The 14593-nt window shown below is 74.5% G+C and carries 16 protein-coding genes; 7 read left to right on the top strand and 9 right to left on the bottom strand.

The genetic code is table 11. The annotated features are described in order from the left end of the window. The first annotated feature begins 164 nt into the window (after positions 1-164). Positions 165-1046 (top strand): LLM class flavin-dependent oxidoreductase, encoded by an 882-nt coding sequence (locus ACFXHB_RS28595; protein WP_380577547.1) that lies wholly within the window; start codon positions 165-167, stop codon positions 1044-1046. A gap of 118 nt (positions 1047-1164) precedes the next feature. Here ACFXHB_RS28595 and ACFXHB_RS28590 read toward each other — a convergent pair whose 3' ends face one another. Together ACFXHB_RS28590 and ACFXHB_RS28585 are read right to left on the bottom strand one after the other, a co-directional pair. Next, on the bottom strand, positions 1165-2268 hold the full coding sequence (locus tag ACFXHB_RS28590) for a PP2C family protein-serine/threonine phosphatase (protein ID WP_380577546.1): 1104 nt from the start codon (positions 2266-2268) through the stop codon (positions 1165-1167). Positions 2269-2463: 195 nt separating this feature from the next. Then, positions 2464-3699, bottom strand: a complete 1236-nt coding sequence (locus ACFXHB_RS28585; protein ID WP_380577545.1) for a cytochrome P450 — start codon at positions 3697-3699, stop codon at positions 2464-2466. 125 nt (positions 3700-3824) lie between these two features. On the opposite strand from ACFXHB_RS28585, the gene ACFXHB_RS28580 reads away from it, so the two are divergent. After that, the gene (locus ACFXHB_RS28580) at positions 3825-4181 is read left to right on the top strand and encodes an ArsC/Spx/MgsR family protein (RefSeq protein WP_380577544.1); all 357 of its coding nucleotides are present in this window, start codon (positions 3825-3827) and stop codon (positions 4179-4181) included. A 15-nt stretch (positions 4182-4196) separates the two neighbouring features. On the opposite strand, the gene ACFXHB_RS28575 is transcribed toward ACFXHB_RS28580, so the two are convergent. Next, positions 4197-4667 (bottom strand): pyridoxamine 5'-phosphate oxidase family protein, encoded by a 471-nt coding sequence (locus tag ACFXHB_RS28575; protein WP_380577543.1) that lies wholly within the window; start codon positions 4665-4667, stop codon positions 4197-4199. A 123-nt stretch (positions 4668-4790) separates the two neighbouring features. Here ACFXHB_RS28575 and ACFXHB_RS28570 point away from each other — a divergent pair, with 123 nt between their 5' ends. Together ACFXHB_RS28570 and ACFXHB_RS28565 are read left to right on the top strand one after the other, a co-directional pair. Further along, the gene (locus ACFXHB_RS28570) at positions 4791-5342 is read left to right on the top strand and encodes a DUF1697 domain-containing protein (RefSeq protein WP_380577542.1); all 552 of its coding nucleotides are present in this window, start codon (positions 4791-4793) and stop codon (positions 5340-5342) included. 101 nt (positions 5343-5443) lie between these two features. Further along, the gene (locus ACFXHB_RS28565) at positions 5444-5989 is read left to right on the top strand and encodes an FHA domain-containing protein (RefSeq protein WP_380577541.1); all 546 of its coding nucleotides are present in this window, start codon (positions 5444-5446) and stop codon (positions 5987-5989) included. Positions 5990-6051: 62 nt separating this feature from the next. Here ACFXHB_RS28565 and ACFXHB_RS28560 read toward each other — a convergent pair whose 3' ends face one another. Beyond that, a complete protein-coding gene (locus tag ACFXHB_RS28560; protein WP_380577540.1) occupies positions 6052-7014 on the bottom strand; it encodes a DUF1152 domain-containing protein in 963 nt (320 codons plus the stop codon). A 63-nt stretch (positions 7015-7077) separates the two neighbouring features. Here ACFXHB_RS28560 and ACFXHB_RS28555 point away from each other — a divergent pair, with 63 nt between their 5' ends. Then, a complete protein-coding gene (locus ACFXHB_RS28555; protein WP_380577539.1) occupies positions 7078-7671 on the top strand; it encodes a DUF6891 domain-containing protein in 594 nt (197 codons plus the stop codon). Between the two features lie 63 nt (positions 7672-7734). Here ACFXHB_RS28555 and ACFXHB_RS28550 read toward each other — a convergent pair whose 3' ends face one another. Both ACFXHB_RS28550 and ACFXHB_RS28545 read right to left on the bottom strand, forming a co-directional pair. Then, positions 7735-8121, bottom strand: a complete 387-nt coding sequence (locus ACFXHB_RS28550) for a hypothetical protein (protein WP_380577538.1) — start codon at positions 8119-8121, stop codon at positions 7735-7737. Between the two features lie 117 nt (positions 8122-8238). Then, the gene (locus ACFXHB_RS28545; protein WP_380577537.1) at positions 8239-8889 is read right to left on the bottom strand and encodes a TetR/AcrR family transcriptional regulator C-terminal domain-containing protein; all 651 of its coding nucleotides are present in this window, start codon (positions 8887-8889) and stop codon (positions 8239-8241) included. A 106-nt stretch (positions 8890-8995) separates the two neighbouring features. Here ACFXHB_RS28545 and ACFXHB_RS28540 point away from each other — a divergent pair, with 106 nt between their 5' ends. Beyond that, positions 8996-10522 carry an FAD-dependent monooxygenase gene (locus ACFXHB_RS28540; protein WP_380577536.1) on the top strand — a complete coding sequence of 509 codons (1527 nt, stop codon included), beginning with the start codon at positions 8996-8998 and terminating at the stop codon, positions 10520-10522. Positions 10523-10676: 154 nt separating this feature from the next. Here the strand turns inward: ACFXHB_RS28540 and ACFXHB_RS28535 are convergent, their stop codons facing one another. Next, positions 10677-11432, bottom strand: coding sequence for a hemerythrin domain-containing protein (locus tag ACFXHB_RS28535; RefSeq protein WP_380577535.1), 756 nt, complete (start codon positions 11430-11432; stop codon positions 10677-10679). 513 nt (positions 11433-11945) lie between these two features. Then, positions 11946-13007 carry an alpha/beta hydrolase gene (locus tag ACFXHB_RS28530; protein WP_380577534.1) on the bottom strand — a complete coding sequence of 354 codons (1062 nt, stop codon included), beginning with the start codon at positions 13005-13007 and terminating at the stop codon, positions 11946-11948. 423 nt (positions 13008-13430) lie between these two features. On the opposite strand from ACFXHB_RS28530, the gene ACFXHB_RS28525 reads away from it, so the two are divergent. Continuing rightward, the gene (locus ACFXHB_RS28525) at positions 13431-14192 is read left to right on the top strand and encodes an SDR family oxidoreductase (protein WP_380577533.1); all 762 of its coding nucleotides are present in this window, start codon (positions 13431-13433) and stop codon (positions 14190-14192) included. 40 nt (positions 14193-14232) lie between these two features. Here ACFXHB_RS28525 and ACFXHB_RS28520 read toward each other — a convergent pair whose 3' ends face one another. Next, entirely contained in the window at positions 14233-14454 is a 222-nt protein-coding gene (locus ACFXHB_RS28520; RefSeq protein WP_380577532.1) for a hypothetical protein, read from the bottom strand. Positions 14455-14593: the final 139 nt, after the last annotated feature.

Genomic DNA, 14593 nt, shown 5'->3' with positions numbered 1-14593 from the left:
AATCCGATAATTGATCCGTGCACGTGCGAATGCTCGGGCGGGCCATCGCCCGACCCCGTTCCGGTTGCCCCGGCCGTCGCGCAGCCGACATCATCGAGGCTGGAGCCGGGCGCGCCGGCGACCGCCGTGTGCGATCGGGACGGCGACCAGGAAGGCGACAACCGATGGACGCCACGCCACAACCACCGCTGCGCTACGCCGTCGGACTGCCCAACAGACGCGAGTACGCGGATCCCCGCCTGCTCCGCGAACTGGCAGTGCTGGCGGAACGGTCCGGCTGGGACGGCTTCTTCCTCTGGGACGGCCAGGTCGCGGAACACCCGGACGAGCACGTCACCGACTCGTGGACCACCCTGGCCGCGATCGCCGCCGACACGGAGCGCCTGCGACTCGGCGTCATGGTGAACGTGCTCGCCCTCAAGCGTCCCGCCGAAGTCGCCCGCGCGACCGTCGCGTTGGACCTCCTCAGCGGTGGGCGGCTGATCTTCGGCGCCGGACTGGGGTCCTCCGCAGCCGAGTTCCAGGCACTGGGCCACGATCCGGACCCACGGGTGCGGGCGGAGAGACTGGACGAAGCCCTCCACGTCCTCGACGGGCTGTGGACGGGCCGGCCGTTCACCTTCCACGGCCGCTGGTTCACGGTCACGGACCTCACCTTCCAGCCGGTGAGCCCGCAACGCCCTCGCATCCCGGTGTGGATCGCCGGCACCTGGCCCTCGCGACGCCCCATGCGGCGGGCCGCGCGCTGGGACGGCGTCTTCCCCACCCGGGCGGGGGTGGGCCACACCGAGATGATGCCGCCGGCCGACCTGGCGGACGTGGTCGCCTACGTCCACGCTCAACAGCCCGTCCGCAACGGGCGGTTCGACGTCGTCATGGAGGGGCAGACCTCCGGGCTCCGGCGGGACGCCGACGCCCTGGTCGTCGCCCCGTACCGGGCGGCCGGCCTCACCTGGTGGGTGGAGAAACTGGGCTGGTTCCGCGGCTCGGTCGACCTCGTCCGCGCCCGGATCGGATCCGGACCCCCCGTTCCCACCGCCCTGTGACGCCGCTTCCGTCCGGGCCGACAGCGCGGCGGGCAGCCGCCGTGGTCGGCGTGGTCGGCGGCCCCGGCCGACGCGCGGGGCCGAGCCGGAGCGAAGGGCCGAACCGGCGCGCGGGGCGTCAGGCGGGGGTGAGGGCGAGGACGGCGAGGTCGTCGGCGAGCAGGCCCGCGTAGGCGTGGACGTCCTGGGCCAGGAAGGAGACCAGCCGGTCCGGGGCGGTCGTGCCGAGGGCGGCGAGCCGGTGGGCGAGCGGGTAGAAGGCGCCGGAGGCGTCCCGGGCCTCGCTGACGCCGTCGGTGTAGAGCAGCAGGGTCTGGCCGGGCGGCAGCGGGACGGTCGAGGGTCCGGGACGGGCGGGGCGGTCCGCCGCGGGCCGGTGGAGATGGCCGAGGCCGAGCGGCAGGTCGAACGGGCAGTGCACCGGGGTGATGCCGCCCTCGGCGAGCAGCAGCGGCGTGACGTGGCCCCGGTTGACGATCTCCACCTCGTACGAGCCGGACCGGTACTGGAGCAGGACGGCCGTCACGAACAGCTCGTCGTCACCGCGGTCGGCCGCGTCCCGCAGGACCGCGCGGTCCAGCTGCTCGGCGAGCTCGACCAGGTCGGCGGTGTCGTGCGCGGTCGCCCGGAACGCGCCCAGCACGTCCGCGACCGTCCGGACCGCGCCGAGGCCCTTGCCCCGGACGTCGCCGAGCAGGACCCGGACCCCGAAGGGGGTGTCGCACACCTCGTAGAGGTCGCCGCCGATCAGCGCCTCGGCCTGCGACGGGCGGTAGAGGCCGGCCACCCGCAGCCCGCCGGCCCGCTCGGGGACCGGGCGCAGCACGGTGCGCTGCAGGGTCTCGGCGACCGTCCGGGTGCGCAGCAGGGTGCGGTGCTGCCGGGTCCGCTGCCAGGAGAGCGCGGTGCCCATCACGCCGGCCAGCAGGGTGGAGATGTAGACCCAGACGTGGTGCTGCTCGGAGAGGTGTCCGGCCCGCCCCGCCAGGGCGAACTGGAGCCCGAGGGCCCCGGCGGTGGCACCGGCGGTCAGCACCGGGCCGTAGGAGAACGCCACCACGACCGGCAGCGCGGTGAGCAGGAACCCGGCCGCGACCGCGTCCGGGACGACCGCCTCGGCCACCAGGTCGAGCAGCACCAGGAGCACCGGCAGCCAGGCCACCCAGCGCGGTGCGCTCGGTTCCACGGCCGCCCGGTCCGGCGGACGGGGGGCTGTGGGCACGGCGGTGACCTCCTGGCCGACCGGTCGGGGCCGCGGTCGGGGTGACCGGGCCGGAACGACCGGTTCGTCCCTTCCATGCTCTCCCACCGCCGCCCGCACGGCCCCCTTGCTTTGGTCCCGGCCGTCCGGGCCCAACGGCCCCGTTTCGGCCCCGCCCGGCGGCCCCGACGGCCCCGCGCGGAGCCGCCCGGCGGCTCAGCGGACGGTGACCGGCAGGGTGTCGAAGCCGCGCAGGACGAGCCGGTCCCGCCGGGTGGCCACGCCCCCGGGCGCGAGCCGAAGGAAGCGGTCCAGCAGGGCCGGCACGGCGACCTCGGCCTCCAGCCGGGCCAGCTGGGAACCGAGACAGAAGTGCGGGCCGCCGCCGAAACTGAGCGGCTGGCTGTCCGTCCGGTTCGGGTCGAACACCTCCGGACGGTGGTAGCGGGCCGGGTCGTGGTTGGCGGCGCCCAGCAGGATCAGCGCCACGGCGCCGGGCGGCGTGGGTACCCCCGCCACCGAGAGCCCCTCGGCGGTCGCGATCCGGGTGGTGAGCTGGACCGGCGAGTCGTACCGCAGCACCTCGTCGGTGAACCGGGCCGGGTCGAGCGCGCCGGTGCGCAGCCCCTCCATCGCCCACGGGTGCCGGAAGAGCAGCGCGAGCCCGTTGCCGAGCAGGTTGGTGGTGGTCTCGAACCCGGCCACCAGCAGCAGGACCAGGTTGGCCAGCAGCTCGCGGCCGGAGATCCGCTCCGGGGCGTCGGCGGCGATCCGGGCGAGGTCGCTGACCAGGTCGCCCTTCGGGCGGGCCAGCCGCTCGGCGACGAGCGCGGTGAAGTAGCCGGACAGCTCGTCGGCGGCGGCGTCGGCGACGGCCAGCTCGGCGAGGTCCTGGACCAGCTCCAGGGCGATGGTCAGGTCCCCCGCGAGACCGCGGAAGCGGTAGCGGTCCGCCTCCGGGACGCCGAGCAGCTCGCAGATCACCTCGACCGGCAGCCGGAAGGCGAACGCGTCCATGAAGTCGACCGGCGAACCGCCACCGCCCTGCTCCGCCATCGCGTCCAGCAGCCGGCCGACGGCGGCCTCGACGACCGGTCGCAGGGCGGCCACCCGCCGGGCGTTGAAGGCCGAGGCGATCAGCGAGCGGACGCGGGCGTGGTCGGGGGCGTTGCGCTGCAGGATCGAGCGGCCGAGCAGGGTCACCGACGTGTGCCGGGCCAGCTCGGCGTCCAGTCGCCCCAGCAGCTCCATGTCCTGCAGGCCGAAGCCGGGGTTGCGCAGCACCTGGTTGGCCGCGGTGTGGCCGACCACCACGACCGTGCCGGGCCCGGCGGCGAACGCCGCGCCGAGCTCGTGCGCCCGCGCGTACAGCGGGTACGGATCCGCCATGCCCCTGTCGGCCGTCAGCCGCTCGATGATCGACGCGCCGTCCACCCGGTGCTCCCCTCCCACGACCCGCTCCCGCGGCCGCGCTCCCGCGGCCCCGCTGCCGGTTCGTAAACCGCCGGTGGACGCACGGTAGTTCCCGCGAACCCGGGTTCACCCGTTCGAGGGCCGGCGGTCGGTACCCTGGCGGCATGGAGATCTGGATCAACCCCCGCTGCGGGAAGTGCCGCACCGCGCTCGGCGCGCTGGAGGCGGCCGGCGCGAAGTACACCGTGCGGCGCTACCTGGAGGACCCGCCGACCGCCGCGGAGCTGGAGCGGGTCCTGGAGCGGCTGGCGCTGGAGCCGTGGGACATCACCCGGCTCGACGAGCAGGCCTCCAGGGACCTGGGCATGAAGCGCTGGACCAGGGAGCCGGGCGACCGGGCGCGCTGGATCGCGGCGCTGGCCGAGCACCCGATCCTGATCCAGCGCCCGATCATCACCGCCGACGACGGCCACGCCGTGGTGGCCCGCACCCCCGACGTCCTCAAGTCCGTCCTGCCGTAGCCGGGGGGGGCCGCGTCAGTGCCGCTGGATCCTGCGCACCGGCTCCCCCGGGTGCCAGGAGGTGATCCACAGGTGGTCGTCGCCCACCGTGGTGTGCACCACCTGCTCCAGTTCCAGCCGGAAGGCCTGGAAGGGACCGGGCGGCGGCTCCGGCAGGTCCGCCGCGTAGGCGGCCAGCTCGGTCTCGTCGGTGATCTCGACGGCCCGGCCGGAGACCTTGGAGTCACCGCCCGCCAAGGTCTCGTCGCTGGGGTTGCTGTGCAGCGCGAAGCGGGCGTCCCGCTGGAGGTCGCGCGCCTTCATCGCGCCGTGCATCGACCCGAGGGTCAGATCGGCGCCGTTGAAGTCCACCTCGGTACCGCTCACCCGGGGTGAGCCGTCGCTGCGCAGCGTCGCCAGGACGTGGTGCTTGTTCGCCTCGAAGCGGGCCCGCACGGCGGAGGCCAGCTCGGGTGCCTCGTGCTCGAAATCCTGCCAGGTAGCCATGGCGCCAGTCTGGCACCGGGCACCGACGGTCGGCCTCCGACGCGGGCCGGCCGACGCGGGCCGGTGCTCGCCCGTGACCGGTGGCGCCCGGCGCTTGTCGGTGGCCGCTGCCAGACTGGGCGGGTGACCACCACGACCACGTACATCGCGTTCCTGCGGGCCGTCAACGTCGCCGGCCGGACGGTGCGGATGGAGCGGCTGCGCGCTCTCTTCACCGAGCTGGGCCTCGACGAGGTGCGCTCCTACATCCAGAGCGGCAACGTCTTCTTCCGCACCGCCGAGCCGGACCGCGCCGCGCTCGCCCGGCGGATCGAGGAGCACCTGGCCGAGGCGCTCGGCTACCCCGTCCCGGTGATGCTGCGCACCGTCGACGAGGTGGCGGAGCTGCTCGCCGCCGAACCGTTCGCGGGCATCGAGGTCACACCGGAGATCCGGCTGGTGGTCAACTTCCTCTCCGAGCCGCTGCCGGCCGACTTCCCGGTCCCGTACACCTCGCCCAAGGGGGACTACGAGGTGGTCGGTGCCGACGCCGGCGCCGCCTATGTGGTGATCCACCTGAAGGACGGCAAGTGGCGGGCCGGCGGCAAGCTCTTCGGCCCGACCTACCGGGGCTCGGCCACGGCCCGGTTCCTGCACACCACCGTCAAGATCCTGGCCGCCGCCCGGAAGTCCTGACCCCGGGGGGCCGGGGCGCCGTCCCGGGCACGGCCTGCCCCGACGGACCGGGGCACCCGGCAATCTGGACAGGCGGGGGCGGCCGAGCCGACAATCGGGCCATGACGTCTCCAGAGATCCGGACGAGCGTGGTCCGGCCGTCCGAGGCCGAGCGGGACCACGCGCTCGGGGTCCTGCGGGAGGGTGCGGGCAGCGGCCGACTGTCCCACGACACCTTCCTCGGGCGGATGGAGCTGGTGCTGCACGCCCACAGCCGGGCCGAGCTCGACCAGGCGATGGCCGACCTGCCGACCGGCAACCCGGTCGGCCGCTTCGTCCTGCGGACGGTCGGTCAGCTCTCCTCCTTCGGGGTGCGGTTGCGCGGCGCCTGGCGGACCGAACGCCTGCCCGGACTGAGCCTGCCGCACCCGGCGGCACGGCAGTTGACGATCGGCCGGATCCCCGGCTCCGGCCTGCGGCTGCACGACGCCTCGGTGTCGCGCCACCACGCCGAGCTGCGGCGGGAGGGCGACGACTGGGTGCTGTACGACCTCGGCTCGACCAACGGCACGCATGTGAACGGCCTCCGGGTCGCGGGCGGCGTCCGCGTCCGCCCGGGGGACCAGGTCCGGTTCGGCAACCTGGAGTTCCGGCTGGCCTCGGGCTGAGCGCCCACCGGGCGGGGGCGCCCCCGCCCGGGAGCGCCGGCCCCCGTCGGGACCGGCCGCCGTCAGTGCGGGAACTGGCAGGGCGGGCGCTGGGCCGGCGGGCCGTCGCGGAACTCCTCGATCACGCTGCTGATCTGCCGGGTCAGCACGGTGCGCTCGATCAGGTGCAGGTAGCGGTGTTCGGCCGCCAGCGCCTCGACGGTGACGCCGAAGTAGAGCGTCATCAGGGGGTTGACGAACAGCGGGCCGCCCTTGGTGCGGTCGGTGAAACGGACGTCGCCGAACTCGCCCCGCAGCGCGGCCGCGACCGAACCGTTGACGATGCTCGGATGCTCGGGGAGCGCCGACCTCGCATGCTCGACGGCATCCAGGTAGAGCACGCCCTCCCGGCTGTCGCGCGGGATCGAGAAGGCCCCGAGGTAGCCGCCGGCCCGCTCCAGCGCGGCGAGGTTCTCCAGCACCAGCGCGTGGTTGACGCCGTGGAAGGCGTCGATCCCGAAGCCCAGACAGGCCACCAGGCGTTCGGGGACCTCCGTCAGCCCGGCCACCGCGCCGAGACTGGCCATGTCCTCCTCGGGCGTGCCCAGCCCCGCCTCGTCCCCGCGCATCAGGATGTCGGTGCCGCCGTCGACCAGCAGCACGGCGTCGACGGCGAGGCGGGCGGTGAGCGCCCGGTAGGCGGCGCGCAGCGGCCGCACACCGACGGAGGGGAAGGCCCAGACGGTGTCGGGCATGCCGTGCCGGTGCAGCCGGCGGGCCGGCGTCCGCTCCGGGAAGTAGCCCTCGGGGGCGGCGGTGTCGGGGCGGATCCGGGCGACGTCCTGTTCCCACCAGGCCTCGGCGGGCAGGCCGTAGAGGTGGCTGAAGGAGAGGTTGGCCAGGTGCACCTCCTTGCCGGCCGCGCACAGGGCGAGCGCCAGCGGCAGGCCCGCGTGGACGTCGAACCCGCCGCCGGCGCCGGCGATCAGCACGCGTTCGGCGGCCAGCAGACGGGTCATCAGGGGCGGTTCGAGAAGAGAGGGCATCGGGGGACGTCAGCACCGGGGGCGGCCGCCGAAGCTGTCGGTGGTCGGTGCGAGGATGCGGGCATGAACCAGGAGACCGAGCTCAGCTTCGAGGTACGGCGCGAGGCCGAGGAGCGTGCCCGCGAGTTGATCCGCTGCGGCTTCCAGGAGCCGGACGAGATAGCCGAGTCCCTGGTCGACGAGTTCGAGGACCAGGGACTGGAACCGGAGGACGCCGAGGAGATCGTCGCCCCGGTCTGGCGGGAGCGGCTGGCCGAGCAGGCGTCGTGGCCGGAGACGACGGACGTGGACCGACTGGAGGAGGCCTTCGACGCGCTGGAGGAGCAGGGCATCGTCGCGGCGATGGACTTCACCTGTTGCGCCAACTGCGGCTACGCGGAGATCGGCGGCGAGGCCGACGAGGACTCGCGCGGCTTCGTCTTCTTCCACCAGCAGGACACCGAAGGGGCGGCCGCCGGGCTCGGCCTGATGCTGCGCTACGGCGGGTTCCGGGCCGAGGACGAGAGCACGGAGTCGGCGGAGCGCAGGACGCTGGAGATCGGCCGCGCGGTGGTCGCGGCACTGGAGGCGGTCGGTCTGCCGGTGGAGTGGGACGGTTCGCCGCAGAAGGCGATCGCCGTGACGCCGCTGACCTGGCTCAACCGCCTGCCCGAGTAGCGGGTGCGGTGCCCGGCGGGGCGTGGCACCCCCGGCGGGCGTGACACCCGGCGGGCGCGGTGCTCAGCGGCTGACGTGGAGTTCGGCGTAGTGGTCGTGGGCGTCGGCCTCGCGCAGCGTGATCTTCGCGGCGCCTACGGCGGTCTCGACCCCTTCGCCGATGGTCTTGGTCTCATCGCCGATCTTCACCTCGGCCGCACTGTCGGTGATGTGACCGATGGTCAGTTTCACGGTCCGGTCGCCGCTGAAGACCTCGACGCTGTGCGTGGCGTCACCGCCGTCGGTGCGCACGACGACGTCGCAGCCGGTGTCGGTGGTGCAGAGCGAGGCGCCGCCCTCGCAGGCGGTCAGCCCGGCCCCGAGCAGCAGCACGGCGGCGGCCCCGAGCAGGGCCGGGCGGGCCGGTGCGAAGCGGCGCGCGGGGCGCGCGGTGACGGTCGCTGTGGTCATGACTTCGACGGTAGGCGGCGGCCCGGGCCGCGCCATCGACCCCCGGCGGTACTCTCCCCCTGGCCGCCCCCGGAGCACCCGGGCCGCCCCGCCCCGACCGAAACCGGGGTGAATCCCCTAGGGGACGCGGGGAGTTGAAGGCCCGAGGACCCGCTCCACGCCGGCCACGACAACGGCCAGGCCACGCTCGAAGCGCTGCTCGAAGCCCCCGAAGAAGTCCAGCCCCGCCGCGGCGGCCAGTCCGTGCGCGGGGTCGATGGCGGCGGCCCGTTCCGCCGGGTCATAGCCGGGCGCCCGCTCCCCCGGCACGGGGTGGACGGCCTGCTCCTCGATCACGAAGCCGATGGTGTACGCGTACGCGGTCGTGAACGCCTGTACCGCGTCGGCGAGTTCGAAGCCGGCGCGGACGAACACGGCCAGCACGGCGTTCTGGCCCTCGATGTGACCGTAGTCGGTGAGCCGCGTCCCACTGAAGACCTTGGCGCCGTCCCGATAGCCGAGCAGGGCGGCCCGCAGGGCCCGGCAGGTGCCGGTGAGGGCCTCCTGCCAGGAGTCCGGCACCGCCGCGCCGGCGGACATCCGGCGCAGCATCTCGGTGGCCATCTCGTCCAACAGGGCCTGCTTGTTGGCGAAGTGCCAGTAGAGCGCGGGTGCCTTGACGTCCAGCTCGGTGGCGATGCGTCGCAGGGTGAGACCGTCGAGTCCGGTCTCGTCGAGCAGGCGCAGGGCGGTGTCGACCACCTGCGCGCGGTCCAGCTTCGACGGCATCCCGGCCGCCCCTTCCTGTCGTCCCGATCCCCGGCATTGACAATTTAACACCGTTAAGCCCATGCTCTCCCCATCGGCCAATTTAACGTCGTTAAGGAGAGTCTCCATGACGTCCGTCCAGCAGCAGCCCACCCAGCAGCGCCCCGCCCCGCACCCGGACCGCACGGATGTCCTGATCGTCGGCGCCGGACCGGCCGGCCTCACCCTGGCCTGCGACCTCGCCCGCCGCGGCGTGGACGCCCTGCTGGTGGAACGCGCCGGAGCACTGTTCCCCGGCTCGCGCGGCAAGGGACTGCAGCCCCGCACCCAGGAAGTCCTCGACGACCTCGGCGTCCTGACCGCCGTCCGGGCGCACGGCGCGCCCTACCCCCGGATGCTGTCCTGGCAGGACGGCGAGCGGCAGGGCGAGTGGGACCTCGTCGACCGGAGCCTGCCCGACCCGACCGTCCCGCACCCGGACGTCTGGATGATCCCGCAGTGGCGCACCCAGGAGCTCCTGCACACCAGGCTGTTGGAGCTCGGCGGCCGGGTCTCCTTCGGCACCGCGCTCACCGGCCTCGACCAGTACCCCGACCGGGTCGAGGCCACCCTGACCGGCCCGGACGGCATCGGGCGGACCGTCTCCGCCCGCTACCTGGTGGCCTCCGACGGCGGGCGCAGCACGGTGCGCCGCGCGGTGGGCATCACGATGGCCGGCGAGGAGGTCGACCCCCGGCCGGCCCTGGTCGCGGACGTCGGGATCGACGGCCTCGACCGCGGCAACTGGCACGTCTGGCCGCACGGGCCCGGCGGACCGCTGCTGCTCTGCCCCCTCCCCGGCACCGCCGACTTCCAGCTGTTCGCCCAGTTCGCCCCGGACGAGACCCCGGACACCTCGCCCGACGGGGTACGCCGGGTGATCGCCGCCCGGACCCACCTCGACGCGTCGGCGGTCGGCGAGGTGCGCTGGGCCTCCGACTTCCGCCCGCGCGCGGCACTGGCCGAGCGGTTCCGGGCCGGCCGGGTCTTCCTCGTCGGGGACGCCGCCCACATCCACTCCCCCGCGGGCGGGCAGGGCCTGAACACCAGCGTCCAGGACGCCTACAACCTGGGCTGGAAGCTCGGCCAGGTCCTGCGGCACGGCGCACCGGAGGAGCTGCTGGACAGCTACGAGGCGGAGCGGCTGCCGATCGCCGCCGATGTCCTGGAGCTCTCCACCCGGCTGCACCGCGCGGGCGGGGTGCAGGACGGCGGGCTGCGCCGTGGGCCGCGGACGGAACAGCTGGGGCTCGGCTACGAGCACGGCCCGCTGACCGTGGAGGCGCGCTCCGGCCTGGCCGAGGAGGCGCTGCGCGCCGGGGAGCGCGCGCCGGACGCGCCGCTGGACGCCCCTCAGGAGGCGGGACCGGGCGCGGCGGGGACCCGGCTGTTCGACGTGTTCCAAGGTCCGCAGGTGACGGTGCTCGCGGTCGGTCACGAGCTGCCGGACGTCCCGGCCGGCGTGCGGGCGCACCGCGTCGACGACGGGGTGACGGCCGAGGCCTACGGCTGCGGGCTCTTCGTGATCCGGCCGGACGGCTATCTCGGACTGGCCACCCACGACCCGGCCGACCTGCCGGGGTACCTCGCCCGGCTCGGGCTGCGCCGCTCCTGAGCGGGGACCGGGCGGGAGCGGGAGCGCGACCGGCGCGGGACCCGGGAGCGCGGCCGGGGAGCGCGGCCGGGGAGCTTGACGCGCCGGACCGTCCGGCATGGGCCTCCGGCATATGCCACGCGCGTAGATCAACGGCCCGAAAAAGACCCGCCCCTCACTCGGCGGAGCCGTCCGAGGTGTCGGAGGGCCCCCACAGCAGGGCGGTGCAGCGCTGGTAGGTCGCGTGCCAGTGCGGCCAGTTGCGGGCCACGTCGTCGTCGCAGTCGGCCAGCAGCCGCTCGACCACCGCGGGCTCGACACCGTCCAGCAGCCAGGCGAGCGCGTCGGCGCTGCCGGGGCCGTCGGCGGAGCGCAGCAGGTCCAGCAGCTCCGGCAGGCCGCCGACCCGCGAGGTGTCCGCGAAGACCCGCTCCATCCGGGGCAGCAGCTGACGCTCCTCGATCCGCAGGTGGGTCTCCAGCCGGGCCGCCAGGTCGTCCATCGCGTACGCGACCGGCCAGGCACTGCCCGCGTCCCGGCTGGCGATCCGGACCAGGGTGGTGACCCGGGTGAAGGAGTGGTCCAGGTTGTGGTGGTCGGCCTCCAGCCAGTTGAGCAACAGCCGCAGCTCGGGGGCGAACCGGCGGACGATCGGCCAGATCCGGGTGTCCTGCTGCTCGTGGTGGCAGGTCAGCATCGCGGTGACGAAGGTCCAGTGCCGCAGCAGCGCCTCGCCCTTCTCGTCCTCACCGGGCTGCAGCAGTCGCAGCGCGTTGGGCAGCCGGGCGAGGTCGCGGCGGAGGGCGTCGTGCACCAGTCGCAGTCCGGCGAACCGGACGGCTTGCGGGTCCTCGTCGGCGGCCCGCTGACGCTGGGAGCCCGCCTGGGCGGGCACGGAGGGGGACGCTACGGACAGCAGGTGGCTCGGCATGGCACTCTCTTCACGACTTGGCACGGCGGGCTTGCACGGCATGGCACGACCGGGTTCACGGCCGGGTTCGCGGCCGGCGGCACTGGCGGATTGCGGTCCCATCACAGTGGCCGTAGTCGATCAGAGGCGAATCAATGTCCGATTGACGTGCAGGTCAGCGGCCTGGCGCGGGGCTTCGCGGCGGCCGCGCACACCGCGAGCCGAGAGCGCGCGGCGCCGCGCCGGGGTGCGACGGCGAGTCGGCGGAGGGGTGGGCCGGCGGAGCCGGGGCGGTCACCCGACGGACCAGGGCGGGCCCGTACGGCGACGCGTACGTACGGCGACGCGCGCCCGGGAGCGCGGCGGCGACGGGCGGACACGTCCGGCAGCGGCACGGGACGCGTCCACGGTGCTTCGCCGGCTCACCGGAGGCGGACAGTCGGGCCGAGAGCCGGGCGGACGGTCGGGCGACCGGCCGGCCGGACCGCCCGAGGGGACGGCCGGGGCCCACGCCCACCGGCCGCCCCCTCGGGGTCAGTCGCTCTGCGGCCCCGCGAGGTTCTTGGTCAGCCACTGCAGCGTGTCCGGGATCATCTTCTTGAAGTCACTGGTCAGGTGCTTGCCGCCGGCCTGCTCGTAGTACTCGACGGTGAGCGGAGCCGCGGCCTTGCCGACCCACGCCTTGACCAGCTTCATCTCGAACGGGTTGGCGCCGCCCGCGGTGGCGAGCAGCCGCACGTCGGCCTTGCCCTGAGCGACCATCAACTCGGGGCTGTTGGCCTGGCGTTCCGCCTCGTGGCCCTTCCAGAGCGGCGAGTCCGGGTTGAAGTAGCCGTCGATCGGGACGGCGGCCTTGAACTTGTCCGGGTGCTGCAGCGCCAGCTTGGCACTGCAGAACGCGCCGGTGGAGGCGCCCATCAGCCCCCAGCCGTCGCGGCCCTTCACCGTCCGGAAGTTGGCGCGGACGAAGTCCGGGATGTCCTCGGCCATCCAGGTACCGATCTTGGGCTGGCCCGGGATGTCGGCGCACTCCAGGGCCTTGGCCTCGTTGGAATCGAGGTTCTGCACCGGCATGATCATGATGAACGGGTGCGCCGTGCCGGCCGCCGCCAGGTTGGCGTCGATCTCCTGGATCGGCAGCTGGTTGTCGGTCCAGGTGTTGTACCCGGCGCTCTGGCCGCCCGCGTAGAGGGTGAGCACGGGGAAGCCGGTCCGGGCGAACTTCGGGTCGTTGTACTGGGGCGGCAGCCAGACCCAGACCTTGCCGGAGACACCCGACTTGGGACCGTTCAGCGTGGTCACCATGATCTGCCCGGCCGCGGTGTCGCGGGCCTTGGTGAAGGCCGTGGCCGGACCGGCGGGCATCAGGACCTTGCCCGCCGGGTTCGGGGCCGGCGGCGTGGTGGCGCTGTCGGAGGCCGTCGGGGTGCCCGGCGCGGTGGTCCCGCTCGCCGTGCCGCCCTTGGCGGCCTTCCCCTTGACGGCGTCCCCCTTTCCGCTGCCGTCCGTACTGCCACAGGCCGCCAGCGAGGCGGCCAGGGCCAGGGCGGCGGCGCCGGTCAGGACGGCGCGGATGCGGGTGGACTGCGGCTGCACGGTGAGGACTCTCCGACCGATGTCGCGCCCGCTCCGTCGGGAGCCGGGCGGCGGCCCCCGGGTGGGGCCGGACAGACCCGGGGTGCGACGTCGTGCCTGCCCCCGGGGCGGCGGCGCGCCGTCCCTCGCGGGAGCGCGCCGTCCTGCGATCTTATGACGTGGTCACGGGCGGCCCGGTTGCGCCGGGCCCGGCGTCGGTCCAAGGTTTGTCCCCGATCGGGTAAAGGCCCGCGGCGGCTCTGCCGATCGGCGGGGGAAGCCACCCGCCGGGTGGCGGGGAGGGAGCCCTCCACAGCCGACCGCCCGCCGGACGGGCCGGACTTTGGGGCCTTCCACCAGTGACTCCGGGCCGCGGATCGGGAACGATCGGCACACCCGCCGTCGACCGACGAGCCGCCCGAAGACCCGCCGAGGAGTATCGCCATGCCGCAGCAGATCGCCGTCGTCACCGGAGCCGGCAGCGGGGTGGGGCGCGCCGTGGCCGTGGAGCTGGCCGCCGCCGGGTGGCGCCCGGTGCTCGCCGGGCGGCGGGCGGAGCCGCTGCGGGAGACGGCCCGGCTCTGCGCGGCGGCCGGACCGGGCGGCGACGTGGCCCTCGTGGTGCCGACCGACGTCACCGACCCGGCGGCGACGGACGCGCTCTTCGCCGTGGCCGCCGAGCGGTTCGGCCGGGTCGACCTGCTGTTCAACAACGCCGGGACGTTCGGCGCGCCGACCCCGGTGGACGAGTTGGACGTCGCCGAGTGGCGGGCCGTGGTCGACCTCAATCTGACCGGCGCCTTCCTCTGCGCACGGGCCGCGTTCCGGCAGATGAAGGCGCAGGACCCGCAGGGCGGCCGGATCATCAACAACGGCTCGATCTCCGCGCACGTGCCCCGGCCGCACTCGATCGCCTACACGGCGACCAAGCACGCCGTCACCGGGCTGACCAAGTCGCTGTCACTGGACGGACGGCCGTACCGGATCGCCTGCGGGCAGATCGACATCGGCAACGCGGCGACCGAGATGACGGCGCCGATGAGCCTCGGGGTGCGGCAGGCGGACGGGCGGGTCGCGGTGGAGCCGACCATGGACGTCGCGGACGTGGCCCGTACCGTGCGGCACATGGCGGAGCTGCCGCTGGAGGCCAATGTGCAGTTCGCCACGGTGATGGCGACCGCCATGCCGTACATCGGCCGGGGCTGACCGGGCCGGGCCGCCCGACGCCGGCCACGCCCACCGGTCGCTACTCGTCGTGGGAGTAGCGGTAGCGCCACCGGCCGCCCGTGTCGTCCAGCCGGTAGACACAGGTGGTCGGCCAGTACTCGCCGGCCTCGGCGGCGGGCAGTTCGGCCCGCAGCGCCATCCGCAGCGAGGGTGGCGGGGCCGTGGTGTTGACCCGCTTGCGGTGGCCGTCCCAACGGCCGCCGAGGAGTTCGACGTCGAGGACGGCAGGGGTGGTTCTCATCCCGTGATGCTGGCAGCGCCGGCCCGTCCCGGCGGGTGGAACCGGGGCGGAGCCACCCGCGCGGGGGAATTCCCGGGCGGCGCGCTGACGGCCGCCGCCCTCCCCCGCGCCGGGCGCGGGGCGGCGGGCGGCGGCCGTC

The sequence above is a fragment of the Kitasatospora sp. NPDC059327 genome (assembly GCF_042752535.1).
Lineage (GTDB): Bacteria > Actinomycetota > Actinomycetes > Streptomycetales > Streptomycetaceae > Kitasatospora.
Note: the sequence above shows the minus strand (reverse complement) of the source record. Positions and strands in the feature narration are given on the sequence as shown.